The sequence below is a fragment of the Mycobacterium shimoidei genome, assembly GCF_900417275.1.
GTDB lineage: Bacteria > Actinomycetota > Actinomycetes > Mycobacteriales > Mycobacteriaceae > Mycobacterium > Mycobacterium shimoidei.
Genome location: NZ_UEGW01000001.1, coordinates 3,250,194 through 3,268,183, shown reverse-complemented (window position 1 = coordinate 3,268,183; position 17,990 = coordinate 3,250,194). Strand labels below are relative to the sequence as shown.

Sequence of the window (17,990 nt, the reverse complement as noted above, 5' to 3'; positions counted from 1 at the left end):
CGGTGCTTACCCGGTCGTGGCGTGCACCGCCGCCGCGAATTGGTCCCCGCGGTCGGCATAGCCGCTGAACTGGTCGAATGATGCACCCGCTGGCGCCAGCAGCACGGTGTCGCCCGGGTTGGCGAGGTCTCGGGCCGCAGCTACCGCGGCGGCCATCACGCGGCTGCCCAGCGGTTCGCCGGACACAGTCACCACCCTCGTCACATGAGTCACACCAGACTCAGCAGTCGCATACATACCAGCATCCTCGCCTGTCACAAGCTCGATGACGGGGAGATCGGGCGCGTGTCGTGCTAACGCCTCGGCAAAGTTGGCCCGGTCACGACCGATCAGGACTGCCCCGACCAGCCGCGATGCCATCCCGGCGACGGCCGCGTCGACGGACGCGCCCTTGAGCAGGCCGCCGGCGATCCACACCACCCGGGGGTAAGCACGCACCGATGCCTCGGCGGCGTGCGGGTTGGTGGCCTTCGAATCGTCGATGTAGCTGATGCCGTCGACGACGGCTACCACCTCGCCGCGGTGCCGACCGACCCGAAAGCCGGCCAGCGCGTCCGCGATCGCCTGGGCGGGGACGTCGACGCTGCGCGCCAACGCCGCCGCGGCCAGCGCGTCGAGCACACCCACCGGGCCGGGTACCGGTAGCGACGAGACCGGTGCCAGCGCCAGCTCGTCGGCGCCGGCGCAGCCAAAGGCTCTGTCGATCAGCTGGCCGTTGCGCACGCCGAGTTCCCCGGCGGCGGGTTCGCCCAGCCGGAACCCGACCCGCACCGGCGCCGCGGCACCGCTCAGCAGCGCGGCCGCCCGCGGATCATCCAGCCCGACGACCGCGACCCGGCCGCCCAGCACGCGCGCCTTGGCGGCGATGTAGTCGGCCATGCTCGGGTGCCAATCCAGGTGATCCTCGGCGATATTGAGCACCACACCGGCCTCCGGTCGCAGCGACGGCGCCCAATGCAACTGGAAGCTGGACAGTTCGACGGCCAGCAGGTCGCCGGGCTGTTGCAGCGCATCCAAAACCGGAGTGCCGATGTTGCCGCACAGCGTGGCATCGAGCCCCGCGGCGGTCAGCATGGCGTGCAACATCGACGTGGTGGTGGTCTTGCCGTTGGTGCCGGTCACCGCCAGCCAGCGACGCGGCGGCCCGTAGCGGCCCGCCATGTCAAGCCGCCAGGCCAGCTCCACATCGCCCCAGATCGGCACGCCGGCCGCCGCGGCCGCAACCAGCACCGGCGCCGCCGGCGGAAAACCAGGGCTGGTGACCACCAGCGCGTAGTCGCTGATGCGCGCGGCGGCGTCCGACGAGCTCATCGTCGCCACCCCGGCATCGGTGAGCCGGCGGCGAGTATCGGCGTCGTCGTCGCACAGCGTTGCGGCCACATCCAGTGGCCGCAACGCCGCCAGCACGGACTGCCCGGTGACGCCGGCCCCGGTGATCAGCACCGGCGCGCCGGGCGCCAACGGGTGCAGTGTCACCTCAGCCACCGGTCGCGGCGAGCCACTCGCTGTAGAACAGCGCAACACCCAGCCCGCAGCTGATCGCGGTCAGCAGCCAAAACCGAATGATGACAGTGGTTTCGGCCCAGCCGACCAGCTCGAAATGGTGATGGAACGGCGCCATCCGGAACACGCGACGGCCGGTGGTGCGAAACGCCAGGATCTGGATTACGACCGAGGTGATCTCCGCGACGAACAGTGAACCAAGCACCACCGCCAAAATTTCGGTCCGGCTGGTCACCGACAGTCCCGCGATGATGCCGCCCAGTGCCAGAGATCCGGTGTCTCCCATGAAGATCTTGGCGGGCGCCGCGTTCCACCACAGAAAGCCGATACAGGCGCCGGCCGTCGCCGCCGCGACCAGCGCCAGGTCCAGCGGATCGCGCACGTTGTAGCAGCCCAGGCCCGGTGCGGTGGCGCACGCATTGCGGTACTGCCAGAACGTGATCAAGACATAGGCCGCGGCCACCATTGCCATCGCGCCGCCCGCCAGCCCGTCCAGGCCGTCGGTGAAGTTCACCGCATTCGACCAGGACGCGACGATCACCACGCAGAACAACACGAATACTGCGGGAGCCAGTGTGACGGTGGCGATTTCCCGCACATACGACAGGTCGGCGCTGGCCGGTGTGAGGCCGTCGCCATTGCGGAACTGCAGCGCCAGCACACCGAACAGCACAGCCGCAGTGATCTGCCCGACCGTCTTGGCCGTCTTGTCCAGCCCGAGATTGCGAGAACGGCGAATCTTGATCAGGTCGTCGACGAATCCGACCGCCCCCAATGCGGTGGCCAGCAACAACACCAGCACGCCGGAGGCTGACGGCCCTTCACCGCCGAACGCCAGGCCGGCGATGTGGGTGCCCAGGTAGCCAGCCCACATACCGGTCAGGATCGCGACGCCGCCCATCGAGGGTGTGCCGCGTTTGGTCTTGTGGCTCGGTGGGCCGTCCTCGCGGATCTGGTGGCCGAAGCCCTGGCGGGTGAACAGCCGAATCAGCATCGGCGTCAGCACGATAGACACCATTAGCGCGATGGCGACGGCGATCAGGATTTCGATCATTGGGCGGCGCCTTGGCCGCCACCTGCGGCATCGGCGACCAGCGCGTCGGCCAGCGTCCCGAGCCCAGCGACGTTCGATGCCTTGACCAGCACCACGTCCCCCGGCCGGAGTTCGGCGCGCAACAGCGCCAGAGCCGCATCGGCGTCGGCCACCATGGTGGCCCCTCTTTCACCGTCCGAGCCCCATGCGCCCTCCATGACCGCCCCGTGGTGCATGGCGCTCATAGACCTCCCTGTTCCGACGACAACGAGTCGAGACACATCTAAGCGCACCGCCAGCCGGCCCACGCGATCATGCTCGGATATCGCGTCCTCGCCGAGTTCGGCCATCTCGCCCAGCACCGCCCAGCTTCTTCGCTCCCTTTTTCGCTCTCCAGACCCACCGTGGGCCATCCAGGCCAGTGCCTGCAGCCCGGCCCGCATCGAGTCGGGGTTGGCGTTGTAGGCGTCGTCGATGACGGTCACGCCGTCGGCGCGCGTGGTCACCCGCATGCGATGACCCGACACCGGACGCGCACCGGCCAGCGCGGTTGCCACCTGCTCGGTGCTGGCGCCGCACTCCAGCGCGACGGCGGCCGCGCATAACGCGTTGCCCACCTGATGGTCGCCGTGCACGGCCAGGCTGATTTCCTGGGTTCGCTCGCCGGCGTGCAGCGTGAATCGCGGCCTGGCCAGTTCGTCGAGCGTGACCGGACCGGCCCGGACATCGGCGGTGGATTGCTCACGACTGACGCGCACCACCCGTGCGGCGGTGACGTCGGCCATTGCCGCCACCGCCGGGTCGTCGACATTGAGAACCACCACCCCCGACTCTGGGATTGCTTGCGGCAGTTCCGCTTTGGTATTTGCGATCACTTCTCGCGAGCCGAATTCACCCAGGTGCGCGGTGCCGACGTTGAGTACCACTCCGATCGTCGGCGGCGCGATGGCCGCCAAGGCGGCGATGTTGCCGGGATGACGCGCCGAGAGCTCCAGCACCAAGTAGTCCGTTTTTTCGGTGGCGCGCAACACCGTCCACGGATGGCCGAGTTCGTTGTTGAACGACCCGGGCGGCGCCACCACCTCACCGAGCGGCGCGAGCACCGCGGCCAGCAGATCCTTGGTCGACGTCTTGCCCGACGATCCGGTGACACCAATGATGGTCAGCCCGTTGGCGACCAGCTTGGCGGCCACCGCCGCGGCCAGCCGGGCCAGCGCGGCCAGCACCGCGACGCCCGATCCGTCGGTGTCGTACTCGAGCACACCGGCGGTGCTCGCCGCCTGCGCGTCCGGGGCGACCACGATCGCCGGCACGCCGACCGGCCGGGCGGCCAGCACGGCGACCGCGCCCGCGGCGACCGCGGATTGCGCGTAGTCGTGCCCGTCGGCGCGTGAACCCGGCAGGGCCAAGAACAGTCCGCCGGGCGTGACCGCGCGGGAGTCGAATTCGACGGTTCCGCTGACATGTAATTCCGCTGCCGCCTGCGGTGAGATGTCGGCCAACTCCCCGCCGACGATCTCGGCGATCTGAGCAACGGTCAGATCGATCATTGACGCCGCTCCTGCAGCGCGGCTGCAAGCTCGACCCGGTCGTCGAACGGTCGGATCTGCCCACCGCTGGTTTGCCCGGTCTCGTGGCCCTTGCCGGCGACCAGCACGATGTCGTTGCTGCGGGCCCAGTTGACGGCGTGCCGGATCGCTGCGCGTCGGTCGCCGATTTCGACGATTTCGGCAGATCCTTCCGTTGTGCCGGAAAGGATTTCGCGGCGGATCGCGGCAGGATCCTCACCGCGGGGGTTGTCGTCGGTGACGACGACGAGATCAGCCAGCTCAGCGGCGACCCGACCCATCGGTGCCCGTTTACCCGGGTCTCGTTCGCCGCCGGCCCCGAACACCACCGCCAGCCGACTGCCGGGACGACGCAGGGACTGCAGCACCGCCCGCAGCGCGCCCGGCTTGTGGGCATAGTCGACCAGCGCGAGAAAGTCTTGGCCGCGGTCGATTTGTTCCAGGCGCCCAGGGACCCGAATATCGCGAAGTCCGGCCGAGGCCTGCTCGGGTGACACCCCCAACACATCCAGGATCGCCAGTGCGACAAGGGTATTGGCGATGTTATAGTCGCCGGACAGGCCGATGCCCACGCGGTGGTGCACACCGGCGGGGTCGACCGCGGTGAATGTTTGTCCACGCGCCGAGGCGGTGACGTCTTCGGCTCGCCAGCTTGCGGGTTCGCCGGTGGCGCTGACGGTCACCGCGTCCTCGGCGAGTTCGGCCATTGCGCGTCCGGCGTCGTCGTCGATGCACACCACCACCGAACGCGCCCGCAGCGGCGAGGCCGGATCGAATAACCGGGCCTTGGCCTCGAAGTAGTCGGCCATGCTGGGGTGAAAGTCCAGATGGTCGCGGGACAGGTTGGTGAAAGCGCCCACCGCGAACCGGATGGCATCGACGCGGCCCAGGCGCAAAGCGTGGCTGGACACTTCCATCACCACGGTGTCGACCCCGCGTTCGGCCATCGCCGCGAGCAGGCCTTGTAGCTCCGGAGCCTCCGGAGTGGTCAGCGCGCTCGGCACGTCGGCGCCGTCGATGCGAACCCCGATGGTGCCGATGAGTCCCACCGTCCGGGCGGCCGCACGCAGGCCCGCTTCGACAAGATGTGTGGTCGTCGTCTTGCCCGATGTTCCGGTGATCCCCACGACGGTGAGCCGATCGGACGGATGCCCGTAGACGGTGGCGGCAAGCTCGCCGAGCACGGTGCGCGGCGTCGGGTGAATCAGCACCGGAACTGCGGCGTCAGCCAACTGCACGGCCCCGTCGGCGTCGGTGAGCACCGCCAGCGCGCCTCGCCGGATCGCTTCACCGGCATAGCGGGCACCGTGGGTCGATGCGCCCGGAAGCGCGGCAAACAGGTCGCCCGGCTGTGCGTCTTGGGCCCGCAGCGTGACCCCGGTGACCCGCAGGTCGGGGACCACGCTCCCCTCCGCGGACACGGCGCAGATCTGGGCCGCCAGCGCCGGCAGCGGCACGCCTGACCCAGCGCTGGGCCGCGGCGCAGTGGGCACCGTCATCACCTCCGTCCGCTGCTGCCTCCAGGCCGTGATCACCACATCGACGGCCCTGCCACCTTATCCATCCGACCTGCTGGTATCAGTTACCGCTCAGGTACCGGCGGGTTCGAGCGAAGCCGAGCTGGTAACGGGGCTTCAAGTCTAAGCGGGCGTAGGGTGACCGTCTGGCGGGAGCTTTGCCGATCAACGGCCGGTTGGGCCGGTCACAATGCTTGGAGGGTCAATGGCGGCCCGGGATCCGGTGAGAGCGGCACGTTTTCGCGCTGCATTAGCCAGCCGGCGATGTTGTGGAACAGCGGCGCCGCAGAGGTTCCCGGTGAACCGTCGGCCGCGTGGTGCGGGTTGTCCAGCATGATGCCGACCACGTAGCGCGGATCGTCTGTCGTGGCAATTCCGGCGAAGGTGATCCAGTAGACGTCGTCGTAGTAGCAGCCACAGGCGGGGTTGATCTGTTGTGCTGTACCGGTTTTGCCGGAGATCTGATAGCCCTCGACCGCGGCTGCCGGCCCGGTGCCCTGCTGAACGCCGGTGGGATCGTGTTGCACGACCGCCCGCAGCATGTTGCGGACGGTTTGCGCGGTCCGTGCGGAGACCACCTGAACGCCTTCCGGGCGTGGCTCTTCGGTGCGGGTGCCGTCCGGAGCGATGGTCGCCTTGACAATACGCGGCGGCATCCGTAGCCCGTCATTGGCAATGGTTTGGTACATGCTGGTCATCTGCAGCAGCGTCATCGAAAGCCCTTGCCCGATAGGCAGGTTCGCGAAGGTGCTGCCCGACCATTGGTCGATCGGCGGCACTACCCCGGCGCTCTCGCCGGGCAAACCGACACCGGTGCGCTGGCCGAGGCCGAATTTCCTGAGCATCTCGAACCAGCGATCCGGGCCGACACGCTGGGCGAGCATCAGGGTTCCGACGTTCGAGGACTTTCCGAAGATCCCGGTGGTGGTGTAGGGCGCGACGCCGTGCTCCCAGGCGTCGTGCACCTCGACGCCGCCCATGTGGATGGAACCCGGAACCTGTAGCACCTCATCGGGATTGCTCAGGCCGTATTCGATGACCGACGAGGCGGTGATGACCTTGTTCACCGAGCCGGGTTCGAACGGTGATGACACGGCCGGGTTACCCATCTGCCGGTTACCTTGGCGTCCGATGTCTTGAGAGGGGTCGAACGTGTTGTCGTTGGCCATGGCCAGTACTTCGCCGGTTTTGGCGTCGAGCACGACCGCGGACGCGTTGCGGGCGCCCGACAGGTTCTTGGCCTGCTGCACCTGCTGCTGGACGTAGAACTGGATGTCGTTGTCGATGGTGAGCTGCACGGTCGACCCGTTGACCGCCCGGTGCTGATTGCGATAACTGCCGGGAATCACCACTCCGTCGGAGCCGCGGTCATAGGTGATCGAGCCATCGGTGCCGGCCAGCACTGCGTCCAGCGAGTCCTCGAGGCCGAGCAGGCCGTGTCCGTCCCACGCCACGCCGCCGACGATGTTGGCCGCCAGGGATCCGCCCGGGTACTGCCGCAGGTCCTGACGCTCGCTGCCGACCTCGGGATATTTCAGGTTGATAGCGCTGGCGATAGCGGGATCGACAGCGCGGGCCAGGTAGACGAACGTCTCGTCGCTACGCAGCTTTTTCAGCACCGTGGCTTCGTCGGGTTTGTTATTCAGCCGTGTCGCAACCTCTTTGGCGATGTCGCGTAGTCGCTGCTGCGGGTCCGGTGCGTTGTCATCTTTTTGCTTGGCCTCGGCGAGTTGCTTGCGGATCTTGCGCGGCTGAAATGTCAGCGCACGGGCTTCGATCGTGAACGCAAGCTGGTCGTTGTGGCGGTCGACGATGCTGCCGCGGACCGCCTTTTGGGCGTCGGTGACCTTAAGCTGCCCGGCGGCCTCGGCGCGTAGACCCGACGCCTTTGGCACCTGCAGATAGAACAGTTGCGCGGTTGCCACCAGCAGCGCCAAGAAGATCACGACATTGCCGGCCCGGTGCCGATACAGAAATGACGCGCCGCTCATACCCACGTCGACGGCTTGGCGGGTTCGTCGTTCCCGCGCAGAATGGCCCGCCGCGGCGGGAGTTCCAGCCGGCTTCTTGGGCTTGCCGAGCCGCTTTCGGGCGTCGCGCCCGCGCGGCGCCGGTTGCGACGGGCGCCCACCGGAACGCTTGGCGGTCCTCATCGTGCGGCGCCTGGAGTCATGGCGGACAGTGGGCCGAATTGTTCGCCGACGGCCGGCGGCAACGGCGCGGCAGGCGCGGGCAACGGCGCGACCGGCGCGACCGTAGCCGGTCCAAGCGCTGGTGCTTGGGGCAGGCCGGGCAGCACCGGCACGGTCTGGTCCGGCAGAGGTTGAGCGCCCAGCGTCGTTGCGCCAGTGGGGTCTCGGAGCAGAACTTCCGGCCCGGTTGTTGCGGGCGGCACCGGGGCACCGCCACCGGGCAACACCCGCACCGGCACCTCAACCGAATTCATCGCGGGCGGCGGTGACGGCGGTTTTTCTTCCGGCAGCTTGGTGTTCAACGGCGGCGGTGGGACGCCCTCGGCCGGCTTGGGCGTCCCAACGACGACCCAGTTTCCCGCTGGATCCTGCACCAAGTGGGCGGTGTCCCGCGTCGGAATCATGCCGAGGTTGCGGGCAGCCTCAGCCAGCGCCGGCGCAGCCTCCGCCTGCAGCACGTCGCGCTCGAGTGCCTCCTTCTGTTGCTGCAGGAGCCGGTTCTTCTCCCGGGCGTTGGCTAACTCATAGGAACGCTCGGCGGAATCGGTGGACAGCCACAGCGTGATACCCAGCCCGGTGCCGAGCGAACCGATGATCAGCACCACGAACGGCACCTTGGCAGCCAAGGTACGCGGGCGCAGATCGATCGATGCCAGCCGCGTCAGAAGTCGCTCTCGAAGAGGTGGCCGAATAACTTTAGGCGCTTTAGCTTTTCGGGCTTTGGCGCGGGCCTTGGCCTGGCTGGTGTTCTTCGGCCGAGCCGGTCGTTCGACAGGTCGAGAGATCGGTGTGGTTTGCGGCGACGACCGCGACACCCGGGGCTCGCGGGCAGGAGCCGACGCCTTTCCGGCGTGCGCCCGGCGCCCGGCGGCCGGCTCAACCGGGCGGCGCTTGCCCTTACCGGGGGCGTTGTCGTGTCCGCGGCGACGACCGCTGTCACGGCGCTGCGGCGCTTGGCGTTTGACCTTCATCGATCGCCCTTCCTTGCTGCCTGCGCGTCGTGCTCGGTGTGAGGCCGGATCTTTTCCAGGGCGCGCAACCGCACCGCCGCGCTTCGCGGATTGCGCTGGATCTCGGTGTCGTCGGCGCGTTCGGCGCCTCGAGTTAGCGACTTGAATTGCGGTGCATGCCCAGGAAGTTCGACCGGCAGACCGGTCGGGGTCCGAGAGGCGCTCGCGTCGGCGAACGCACGTTTGACGATGCGGTCTTCGAGTGACTGATACGCCAACACCACGACCCGCCCACCGTCAGCCAGGGCGTTCAGGGCGACCGGAAGGGCGCTTTCCAAGGAATCGAGCTCAGCGTTGACAGCGATGCGTAGCGCCTGAAACGTCCGCTTGGCGGGATGCCCGCCGGTGCGACGGGCCGGCGCCGGAATCGCGTGGTAGATGACCTCGACCAGCTGCCCCGTCGAGGTGAACGGCGTGCCGCGGCGGCGGCGCACAATCTCCGCTGCGATCCGGCGCGCGAATCGCTCCTCGCCGTAGCGCCGCAGGATGTCGGCGAGCGCGGCCTCGTCATAGGTGTTGACGATGTCGGCAGCGGTCTGCGGCGCCGTCGGGTCCATTCGCATGTCCAACGGTGCGTCGTGGGCATAGGAGAAACCTCGTTCGCGGCGATCCAGCTGCATCGATGACACGCCGAGATCAAACAGCACGCCATCCACTGAACCTGTTGCGGGATAACCAGATTCGGCGAGTGCCTCCGCAAGCCCGTCGTAACGTGTGTGGATCAGCGTGACCCGGTCGCCGAACGGCGCCAGCCGGCTGGCAGCGATGTCCAACGCCGAGGGGTCGCGGTCGAGTCCGATCAACCGCAAGCCGGGAAGCGCGGTGAGAAAGCGTTCCGCGTGCCCACCCGCGCCGAGGGTGGCATCGACCAGCAGTGCTCCCGACCCGTCAGGATGGCGTCGAGTCAACGCCGGGGTGAGCAGCGTGACACAGCGGTCGGCCAGCACCGGTACGTGGCCGAAATCACTTGTGTCCTCAGCCACGGCAACACCTCCCGCTGCGCCCGGCTCCGCCGCGCTTGCGATCGCCCGGCCAGTCGGCGGGCGACCCGCCGCGCCCGGCTCCGCCGCGCTTGCGATCGCCCGCGCATCGAGGTCCCTGTCCGAGAGCGCGAACCTGGCGTTGGGGAAGTACGTCAGGGTCGGTTCGGGCAGAGGCCACCATGCACGGGCACAGGCCTCAGATGATGTCGCCGAGTGCTTCATCGCTGGCTGCGGAGAAGTTCTCTTCGTGGGTCTGCTGGTACTCCCGCCAGGCCTGCGCGTCCCAGATCTCGAGGTAGTCGACCGAGCCGATCACCACGCAGTCCTTCGTGAGGTTGGCGTAGCGGCGATGATCCGCTGACAACGTAATCCGGCCCTGCGCGTCGGGGTGTTGTTCGTCGGTGGCGGCGGCCAGATTACGCAGGAAAGCCCTTGCCTCCGGGTTACTGCGAGATACCTTGCTGGCCCGGCGAGCCAGTGCTTCGAATTCCGCCCGGGGGTAAACGGCCAGGCTGTGGTCTTGGCTCTTGGTGACCATCAAGCCTCCTGCCAACGCGTCGCGGAACTTCGCAGGCAGCGTCAGCCGCCCCTTGTCGTCGAGCTTGGGCGTGTAGGTGCCGAGGAACACCTGGCCACCTCCCGCGCCACGAAGCGGAACCGTTTTGCCTCCGCCTCACCCACGACTTCCGCCACCATACCCCACAATCCCCCACTTTGCTCCATTTAGTGGGTAACAGATTCGTGTTTTGCCGATCTACGCTCCACACAGGCCGCCTCCGGCCCAGGGGATTCCGGCACGTCAGGAAAACAATTCCCAGGTCAGAGCTGATGGATTAGCAGGTGGGGTGTTGTGGGGCGTTCTGCTTGTTGTGGGATCACGCACTCACACAAAAAAGGGCAGCCGATTCGGCTGCCCCTCATCAAGTCACCTAATCGTCGAAACGACGCCGGAACCGGTCCTCCATGCGGCTGGTGAAGGAACCGCCGCTGCCCTTCGGACGGCGCTGACGCGTTCCCAAGGCCGAACCGGGCTGATCCCGCTTACCCGCCAACCGCGGGCCGGTGATGGCGAATACCACCCCACCGAACATGACGAGGAAGCCGAGAACGGAAAGGACAGGGAAGTTTCCGATCATGGTGGCCTTGAATGCCACGCCGGAAACCAGCATTCCCAAACCGATCACGAACAGTGCGGCGCCCTGCAGCCGCCGCCGTGCGGTCGGCGCGCGGAACCCTCCGCCGCGGACGCTCGATGCGAACTTGGGGTCTTCGGCGTAGAGAGCGCTCTCGATCTGGTCGAGCATCCGCTGCTCATGATCGGAGAGTGGCATCCGTCCCTCCTTGCCGACAAGCCGTCACGTGACGATGCCCGTTTGCGTGGGCAACTAACTCAAATGATACGAGGTCAACCTGTGCCATACCACCGGTTCGAGAGCCGATTGTAGCCGCGCCGGATCGGCGGTCAGCATCAGCTCACCCGTCCGATAATGGCGATGTAGGCAGCGCATCAGACGACGATCGTCAGGAGGACACCGCGAGTTGACGACTTTTGTCATCGACCTGGCGGCGCACGACATGCAACGCCGTCTCGGTGACGCGTTGGGCGTGTATGTCAACGCGATGCACTACCCGCCTGGCACCGAACATCAACGCGCCGCCATGTGGCTGGAACACACTCGGCGCCGGGGCTGGCAAGCGGTGGCCGCGGTGGAGGTTGACGCCGAACCCCAACAGACGCCGTCGGCAGGCCAACTGAGCAACGCTCCGCTGCTCGGCGTGGCCTACGGATATTGCGGCGCGCCCGACCAGTGGTGGCAGCAGCAAGTGGTCTCGGGGTTGCAACGCGGCGGCTTCCCGGGCCAAGAGATCGCCGACCTGATGAACAGCTACTTCGAATTGACTGAACTGCATATCCATCCGCGCGCGCAAGGCCGCGGGCTCGGAGAGGCGCTGGTGCGTCGTCTGCTGGCCGACCGCGGCGAGGCGAACGTGCTGTTGTCGACACCGGAAACCAACGGTGAGTCCAACCGCGCGTGGCGGCTGTACCGACGACTGGGCTTCACCGACATCATCCGCGGCTACTACTTCGCCGGTGACCCACGGCCGTTCGCGGTATTGGGCCGCAAGCTGCCGCTCTGACGCCCACGTCTGGCACGATGACCTGGTGCATGCCCCCGCGGTCGAATTCCGGTCCCGACGACGCATCGCCGCCGGCATCCTCGCCTTGGTCATGCTGTTGTTGGTGACGCCGATGGTCGCCGGATGTCTGCGGGCCAGGGCGTCGATCACCGTCTCGCCGGACGACACGGTGTCCGGGCAGATCATCGCCGCGGCCAAGCCCCGCAACGACAAGGACGCCGGTCCACAGCTCGACCCCAACGTGCCGTTCAGCCAGAAGGTGGCAATCTCCAGATACGAGCAAGACGGGTATGTCGGGTCGGAGGCGGTGTTTTCGGACTTGACTTTCGCCGAGCTGCCGCAGCTGGCGAACATGAACCCCGATGCCCAGGTGGTGAACCTGACCCTGCGCAGAGCCGGCAACGTGGTGATCCTGGAAGGCCGCGCCGATCTCACGTCGCTGACCGATCCCGACGCCGACGTCGAACTCACCGTTGCCTTTCCCGGATCGGTCACCTCCACCAACGGTGAACGCGTCGATGCCGAGATGGTGGCGTGGAAGCTCAAACCCGGCGTCGTGAACACGATGACCGCCCAGGCTCGCTACACCGATCCGAACATCCGCTCGTTCCGCGGGGCGGCGCTGTGGCTGGGGTTGTCGTCGGTGGCCGTGGCCGGGGTGGTGGCGGTACTGGCCTGGTTCGGCCGCGACCGCTCTCCGCGGTTCGCTGACACCAGTGACGAGTCGTCCGACTGAATCCGCTCGCCCGGCTAAGCCGGCGACCAGTACTCCAGCATCGCAGCGAACGTCTCGAAAGCCGCGGCATTCACGCCGTAGGTCGCCTCGAAATGCACGCTCAGCGGGTAACCGAGGTCGACGACGCCGTCGATGACCCGCTTGTACAGGTCGACCATCAGCTTGCACCGCTGATCGCGTTCGGCGTTGGCCAGGCTCTTTACAAAGGCCTGCTCTTCGGCGACGACGGCGTTACCCGGGTCCTGGATGAGCCAGTTGATCAAACCGACCCGGGTCTCCACTTTCGGCACGAAGCCGAACGACAACAAGATCTCCGGCCGATGCTCGCTGGTCTTGGCGAATTCCGTCAAAAACCCCACAATCGCGTCGGAATACAGCAGCTGGGTCAAGGCGAAGGTCGCGCCACGATTGCACTTGAACTCGAATCGGCCCTGTTCGCCCTCCCGGGTCGGAATCATGATGACGCCGCGGTTGGCCACCTGCTCGCGATAAATCGACAGCGCGTCGGTCGGCGCGACGCCGGTGCCCTCCCCGTCTTGCATGGTTCGTGGCACACCGACGAAGACGATGCCCTCGATACCGGAGTCGACCAGTTCGGTGAGGCGCTGGCGCAGCGGCTGCTCGTCCATGAAAGCGGTGACCTGGGTGCACAATCCGCGCACACCCGGCAACTCCGGTTTGATCGCCGACCAGAACTCAAGCACGTCCAGCTTGGGCTTCATCTCAATCGGCCGGTCTTCTTCCTCGGCGATCATGCCCGGGATCATCACGTGCCCAATCCGGCCCTCCAAACCGGCGCCCGACGCGCATTGCAGCACTTTGTGTGCCTCGGCGACGGCTTGATCGATGCCTCGATCCGCGTTGGGCGGCACCAGCTCGAGCGCGATGGTATTGAGAGTCAAAAAACTGCTCCTCGTCGAATGGCTAGGTTCCCGCCGCGGCAGGCCGACCGCCAGCATAGTGAGCCGGTCGAAGCAACTGCAGCGGCCGCGGGCGACATAGACTGTCGGACCAGAGTGGCCAACGCGGAAAGGGGCGTCGCGCTGAGCGTCGAAGCAGCGGGAATCGTCGAAATCGCCGACGCCATCACCAACCAGTTGCGGGCGTATCTGCACGACCGCCGGCATGATGCCGCCCACATCGCGCCCGAGTACGACGCGCTGATCGCCGGCCTGGAAGAGTTCGTCCTGGGCGGCGGCAAGCGTATTCGGCCGGCCTTCGCCTACTGGGGATGGCGTGCGGTGTCAAACAAAGCCGCCGATGCTCAAGTGCTGCTGCTGTTTTCCGCGCTCGAGTTGCTGCACGCCTCCGCGCTGGTCCATGACGACGTGATAGACCGGTCTGCAACCCGGCGCGGCAGGCCCACTACGCATATGAAATTCGCTGCGCTGCATCGCAACCGGCAATGGCAGGGGCCATCGGACCGGTTCGGCACCTCGGCAGCCATCTTGCTCGGCGACCTGGCGCTGGCCTGGGCCGACGATATCGTCGCCGGTGTCGATTTGTCGCGCCAGGCACGTCGGCGCGTCCTGCGGGTGTGGGCCGACATCCGCACCGAAGTTCTCGGTGGCCAATACCTCGACATCCTCGCCGAAGCCAGCGCCGCCGAGTCGGTCGCCTCGGCGATGACCGTCAACACCTTCAAAACCGCGTCGTACACGGTGTCGCGCCCGCTGCAGTTGGGTGTGGCCGCGGCCGCGGACCGGCCCGATGTTCATAACCTCTTCCACGAGGTTGGCACCGATTTGGGGGTAGCGTTCCAGCTGCGCGACGATGTGCTGGGTGTATTCGGGGATCCGGCGGTGACCGGCAAGCCGTCCGGCGACGACCTGCGCTCGGGCAAGCGTACCGTGCTGCTGGGCGAGGCGATTGAGCTGGCAGACAAGTCAGATCCGTTGGCGGCCAACCTCTTACGCACCTCAATTGGCTCCGACTTGACCGACGCTCAGGTAGCTGAACTCTGCGCGGTCATCGAGGGAGTGGGTGCGCTGGCAGTGGTAGAGGAGCGAATCGAGACGCTGACCCAGCGGGCACTAGCCGCGCTGGCCGCAGCTCCCATCAACGCGTCGGCCAAAGCCGGGCTGTCCGAGATGGCCCGGACAGCCGCGAATCGATCGGCCTGAGCCACATGGCAAGTTCGACCATCACTTCGCTTGCCGCACAACATTTTCTGCGGCTACGCGAGTTCATACGATCCGCCGACGGCCGGCCGGCGCTGTTGGGCTGCGCCGGCGCGGCGCTCATCACCGCCGGCGGTCTCGGCGCCGGCAGCACCAAGCCGCACGATCCGCTCCTGGAGTCCATGCACCTGTCCTGGCTGCGTTTCGGCCACGGACTGGTGTTGTCCTCGGTACTGCTGTGGCTCGGTGTCGCGCTGATGCTGGCGGCCTGGCTGGCGCTGGGCCGGCGCGTGATGGCCGGCGGTGTCTCGGAATACACCATGGTTGCCAGCACGGGCTTCTGGCTCGCCCCGCTGCTGCTGTCGGTGCCCGTTTTCAGCCGGGACACCTATTCGTATCTGGCCCAGGGCGCCTTGCTGCGCGACGGATTCGACCCGTACGCGGTGGGTCCCGTCGACAATCCGAATGCGTTGTTGGACAACGTCAGTCCCATTTGGACCATCACCACCGCACCGTACGGTCCGGCGTTCATCCTGATCGCAAAGCTTGTCACCATGCTGGTCGGCAATCACGTGATCGTCGGAACGATGGTGCTGCGGCTGTGCATGCTGCCCGGCCTGGCGCTGTTGATCTGGGCCACGCCTCGGCTGGCCCGGCATTTGGGCGCTGACGCGTCGATAGCGCTGTGGATCTGCGCGCTCAACCCGCTGGTCATCATCCACTTGATGGGCGGTGTGCACAACGAGATGCTGATGGTCGGTCTGATGATCGCCGGCATTGCGCTGACCTTCGAGCGCCACCCCGTGACCGGTGTCACGCTGGTTGCCGTTGCGGTTGCGGTCAAGGCCACCGCCGGGATCGCGCTGCCGTTTTTGGTGTGGGTGTGGATGCGTCAGCTGGCCGACCGACGCGGCTACCGCCCGCTGCGCGCGTTCACGGCGGCGACTGCGACCTCGCTGCTGATCTTCGTCGCCGTGTTCGCGCTGCTGTCGGCGGTGGCGAGGGTGAGTCTCGGCTGGCTGACCGCACTGGCCGGTTCGGTCAAGATCATCAACTGGCTGACCGTGCCCACGGCGGCCGCCAACTTGATTCATGCCCTCGGCGGGTGGTTTTTCCCGGTCAATTTCTACGCGGTATTGCAGGTCACCCGGATTGTCGGGATCGCGATCATCGCGATTTCACTGCCGCTGCTGTGGTGGCGATTCCGCCGCGACGACCGTGCCGCGCTGACCGGCATCGCGTGGGCGATGCTCGTCGTGGTGTTGTTCGTGCCCGCGGCGTTGCCGTGGTATTACACCTGGCCACTGGCGGTGCTGGCACCGTTGGCCCAGTCCCGGAGGGCAGTCGCGGCGATCGCGGGATTCTCGACCTGGATCATGGTCATCTTCAAACCCGATGGCGCGCACGGCATGTACTCCTGGATTCACGTCATCATCGCGACGAGCTGCGCACTGCTCGCGTGGTACACGTTGCACCGGACGGCGGAGCCGGTGGCCCAGAGCGCCGAAAGTGTCAGTACGCCATAGCTTGTGCACGGCGCAGCACTTCGCGCGCCTGATGGGCGTGCAATGCGTCGACCGGGCGGGCGTTGTGGATCTCATCACGCGAGCCGTCGCGGGTGAGGGTCAGCGACGGGTCCCGGGTGAATAGCCACCGCATGATCTCGGTGTCTCGGTAGCCGCCGTCGTGCAGGACCATCAGCAGCCCCGGCAGGCTTTTGACCACCTGACCGGATTCGGTGAAGAAGACTCGCGGTACCACTACGTCGCCGGCGCGCCGCACGGCGACCAGGTGGCCTTCCCGCAGCTGCTGGTGCACCTTGGTCACCGGGACACCCAGCAACTTGGCGACACCGGGAAGGTCGTAGGTGGGCTCGTCGGGGTCGAGAACGTCGTCGCCTGCCGGAACACTGCTCATCGCCCCCAGTTTAGGGCTGATCGCGGCGCGCTGAGTGCACCTTCGCGGTGAAATTCCCGCTCCCGCCTACCATGGCCCCGTGACCGGCGCGGTGACGGGGGATGCCTTGGAGGGCAGGCTGCTCGACGGGCGCTATCGGGTGGTGGCCAAGATCGCCACCGGTGGTACCTCGACGGTGTACCGCGGCCTCGATGTCCGCCTGGACCGGCCGGTGGCGGTGAAGGTGATGGATTCCCGCTATGCCGGTGACGAGCAGTTTTTGACCCGGTTTCGGTTGGAAGCCCGCAGCGTCGCCCGGCTCAAGGATGCGGGCCTGGTCGCGGTCTACGACCAGGGTCTGGACGCCCGCCACCCCTTTTTGGTGATGGAGCTCATCGAAGGCGGGACGCTGCGCGAGCTGCTGGCTGAACGCGGACCAATGCCGCCACATGCCGTGGCCGCGGTGCTGCGCCCGGTGTTGGGCGGGCTGGCCGCCGCGCATCGCGCCGGCCTGGTGCACCGAGACGTCAAACCCGAGAACGTGTTGATCTCCGACGACGGCGACGTCAAGATCGCCGATTTCGGGTTGGTCCGCGCTGTCGCGGCGGCCGGAATCACCTCGGCCAGTGTGATTCTCGGCACCGCCGCCTACCTGTCCCCCGAGCAGGTGCGCGACGGCAGCGCCACTTTCCGCAGCGATGTCTACGCGGTCGGGATTATGGCCTACGAGCTGCTCACCGGCAGGCCTCCGTTCTCCGGGGACTCCGCGCTATCGGTCGCCTATCAGCGACTGGAGACCGACGTCGGCGCTCCTGGCGACGTGATCGACGGTGTGCCACCCCAATTCGACGAGTTCGTGGCGCGCGCCACGGCGCGCGACCCCGCGGATCGCTTCGCCGACGCTAAACAGATGCAGGACGCGCTCAATGACCTCGCCGATAAGCTGGCCCTGCCGGATTTCCGGGTGCCGGCACCACGCAACTCGGCAGGACACCGCTCGGCCGCCCGCTATCACAATCGGATGGAACAGACCCGGACCACCGGCCAGGATCGGCCAACGCCCCGGGTGTTGCAGCCCACCCGTGCGCTGCCTCGCGACAATCGGCCGAATGAACCCGAGAAACGCGACGCGGCGCGGCAATTCGCGGGTATCGAAATCAGCGAATTCGTCTGGGCGCGCCAGCACGCCCAGCGGATGCTGCTGATCTGGCTCGTCGTGGTGCTAACGCTGACCGGCCTGGTGGCGGGAGCGGCGTGGACCATTGGCAGCAATCTGAGCGGACTCCTCTGACC

16 protein-coding genes are annotated in these 17,990 nt (G+C 67.0%); 5 read left to right on the top strand and 11 right to left on the bottom strand.

Going from position 1 to position 17,990, the window contains the following annotated elements; genetic code table 11:
- Nucleotides 1-6 precede the first annotated feature (6 nt).
- The 9 genes from murD to MSP7336_RS15715 all read right to left on the bottom strand — a co-directional run bounded on the left by murD (nt 7) and on the right by MSP7336_RS15715 (nt 11,137).
- Nucleotides 7-1,485, bottom strand: a complete 1,479-nt coding sequence (gene murD / locus MSP7336_RS15755; RefSeq protein ID WP_244917475.1) for a UDP-N-acetylmuramoyl-L-alanine--D-glutamate ligase — start codon at nt 1,483-1,485, stop codon at nt 7-9.
- Entirely contained in the window at nt 1,478-2,557 is a 1,080-nt protein-coding gene (mraY, locus tag MSP7336_RS15750; protein WP_113964099.1) for a phospho-N-acetylmuramoyl-pentapeptide-transferase, read from the bottom strand. Before mraY ends, murD begins: the two co-directional genes overlap by 8 nt.
- Nucleotides 2,554-4,086, bottom strand: coding sequence for a UDP-N-acetylmuramoyl-tripeptide--D-alanyl-D-alanine ligase (locus tag MSP7336_RS15745; protein ID WP_113964098.1), 1,533 nt, complete (start codon nt 4,084-4,086; stop codon nt 2,554-2,556). Before MSP7336_RS15745 ends, mraY begins: the two co-directional genes overlap by 4 nt.
- Nucleotides 4,083-5,603, bottom strand: a complete 1,521-nt coding sequence (locus tag MSP7336_RS15740) for a UDP-N-acetylmuramoyl-L-alanyl-D-glutamate--2,6-diaminopimelate ligase (RefSeq protein WP_113964951.1) — start codon at nt 5,601-5,603, stop codon at nt 4,083-4,085. Before MSP7336_RS15740 ends, MSP7336_RS15745 begins: the two co-directional genes overlap by 4 nt.
- A gap of 203 nt (nt 5,604-5,806) precedes the next feature.
- Nucleotides 5,807-7,774 (bottom strand): peptidoglycan D,D-transpeptidase FtsI family protein, encoded by a 1,968-nt coding sequence (locus tag MSP7336_RS15735; RefSeq protein ID WP_113964097.1) that lies wholly within the window; start codon nt 7,772-7,774, stop codon nt 5,807-5,809.
- Nucleotides 7,771-8,784: a cell division protein FtsL gene (ftsL, locus tag MSP7336_RS15730; RefSeq protein ID WP_069397887.1), complete on the bottom strand. Its 1,014-nt coding sequence runs from the start codon at nt 8,782-8,784 to the stop codon at nt 7,771-7,773. The genes MSP7336_RS15735 and ftsL overlap by 4 nt, the downstream gene beginning before the upstream one ends.
- The gene (rsmH, locus tag MSP7336_RS15725; protein WP_113964096.1) at nt 8,781-10,028 is read right to left on the bottom strand and encodes a 16S rRNA (cytosine(1402)-N(4))-methyltransferase RsmH; all 1,248 of its coding nucleotides are present in this window, start codon (nt 10,026-10,028) and stop codon (nt 8,781-8,783) included. Before rsmH ends, ftsL begins: the two co-directional genes overlap by 4 nt.
- A complete protein-coding gene (gene mraZ / locus MSP7336_RS15720) occupies nt 10,003-10,434 on the bottom strand; it encodes a division/cell wall cluster transcriptional repressor MraZ (RefSeq protein WP_069397889.1) in 432 nt (143 codons plus the stop codon). Before mraZ ends, rsmH begins: the two co-directional genes overlap by 26 nt.
- Before the next feature lie 301 nt (nt 10,435-10,735).
- A complete protein-coding gene (locus tag MSP7336_RS15715) occupies nt 10,736-11,137 on the bottom strand; it encodes a DUF3040 domain-containing protein (RefSeq protein ID WP_069397890.1) in 402 nt (133 codons plus the stop codon).
- A gap of 208 nt (nt 11,138-11,345) precedes the next feature.
- Between MSP7336_RS15715 and MSP7336_RS15710 the strand changes: the two genes are divergently transcribed.
- Both MSP7336_RS15710 and MSP7336_RS15705 read left to right on the top strand, forming a co-directional pair.
- On the top strand, nt 11,346-11,945 hold the full coding sequence (locus tag MSP7336_RS15710; protein ID WP_181786776.1) for a GNAT family N-acetyltransferase: 600 nt from the start codon (nt 11,346-11,348) through the stop codon (nt 11,943-11,945).
- A 91-nt stretch (nt 11,946-12,036) separates the two neighbouring features.
- Nucleotides 12,037-12,681, top strand: a complete 645-nt coding sequence (locus tag MSP7336_RS15705) for an LppM family (lipo)protein (protein ID WP_069397909.1) — start codon at nt 12,037-12,039, stop codon at nt 12,679-12,681.
- Between the two features lie 14 nt (nt 12,682-12,695).
- Here MSP7336_RS15705 and MSP7336_RS15700 read toward each other — a convergent pair whose 3' ends face one another.
- Nucleotides 12,696-13,583: a mycobacterial-type methylenetetrahydrofolate reductase gene (locus MSP7336_RS15700; protein WP_069397891.1), complete on the bottom strand. Its 888-nt coding sequence runs from the start codon at nt 13,581-13,583 to the stop codon at nt 12,696-12,698.
- A 171-nt stretch (nt 13,584-13,754) separates the two neighbouring features.
- Between MSP7336_RS15700 and idsA2 the strand changes: the two genes are divergently transcribed.
- Both idsA2 and MSP7336_RS15690 read left to right on the top strand, forming a co-directional pair.
- A complete protein-coding gene (gene idsA2 / locus MSP7336_RS15695) occupies nt 13,755-14,804 on the top strand; it encodes a bifunctional (2E,6E)-farnesyl/geranyl diphosphate synthase (RefSeq protein WP_069397910.1) in 1,050 nt (349 codons plus the stop codon).
- Between the two features lie 5 nt (nt 14,805-14,809).
- Nucleotides 14,810-16,327: an alpha-(1->6)-mannopyranosyltransferase A gene (locus MSP7336_RS15690; RefSeq protein WP_113964095.1), complete on the top strand. Its 1,518-nt coding sequence runs from the start codon at nt 14,810-14,812 to the stop codon at nt 16,325-16,327.
- Here MSP7336_RS15690 and MSP7336_RS15685 read toward each other — a convergent pair.
- Nucleotides 16,314-16,718, bottom strand: coding sequence for an Rv2175c family DNA-binding protein (locus tag MSP7336_RS15685; RefSeq protein WP_113964094.1), 405 nt, complete (start codon nt 16,716-16,718; stop codon nt 16,314-16,316). The two genes, MSP7336_RS15690 and MSP7336_RS15685, sit on opposite strands and share 14 nt — an antisense overlap.
- Before the next feature lie 79 nt (nt 16,719-16,797).
- Here MSP7336_RS15685 and MSP7336_RS15680 point away from each other — a divergent pair, with 79 nt between their 5' ends.
- A complete protein-coding gene (locus MSP7336_RS15680; protein ID WP_244917474.1) occupies nt 16,798-17,988 on the top strand; it encodes a protein kinase domain-containing protein in 1,191 nt (396 codons plus the stop codon).
- Nucleotides 17,989-17,990: the final 2 nt, after the last annotated feature.

What these genes read in the sequence shown, in the direction of transcription:
- mraY (WP_113964099.1), bottom strand. Translation starts at nt 2,557, where the DNA reads ATGATCGAAATCCTGATCGCCGTCGCCATCGCGCTAATGGTGTCTATC.
- MSP7336_RS15745 (WP_113964098.1), bottom strand. Translation starts at nt 4,086, where the DNA reads ATGATCGATCTGACCGTTGCTCAGATCGCCGAGATCGTCGGCGGGGAG.
- MSP7336_RS15740 (WP_113964951.1), bottom strand. Translation starts at nt 5,603, where the DNA reads ATGACGGTGCCCACTGCGCCGCGGCCCAGCGCTGGGTCAGGCGTGCCG.
- MSP7336_RS15735 (WP_113964097.1), bottom strand. Translation starts at nt 7,774, where the DNA reads ATGAGGACCGCCAAGCGTTCCGGTGGGCGCCCGTCGCAACCGGCGCCG.
- ftsL (WP_069397887.1), bottom strand. Translation starts at nt 8,784, where the DNA reads ATGAAGGTCAAACGCCAAGCGCCGCAGCGCCGTGACAGCGGTCGTCGC.
- rsmH (WP_113964096.1), bottom strand. Translation starts at nt 10,028, where the DNA reads ATGAAGCACTCGGCGACATCATCTGAGGCCTGTGCCCGTGCATGGTGG.
- MSP7336_RS15715 (WP_069397890.1), bottom strand. Translation starts at nt 11,137, where the DNA reads ATGCCACTCTCCGATCATGAGCAGCGGATGCTCGACCAGATCGAGAGC.
- MSP7336_RS15705 (WP_069397909.1), top strand. Translation starts at nt 12,037, where the DNA reads ATGCTGTTGTTGGTGACGCCGATGGTCGCCGGATGTCTGCGGGCCAGG.
- MSP7336_RS15690 (WP_113964095.1), top strand. Translation starts at nt 14,810, where the DNA reads ATGGCAAGTTCGACCATCACTTCGCTTGCCGCACAACATTTTCTGCGG.
- MSP7336_RS15685 (WP_113964094.1), bottom strand. Translation starts at nt 16,718, where the DNA reads ATGAGCAGTGTTCCGGCAGGCGACGACGTTCTCGACCCCGACGAGCCC.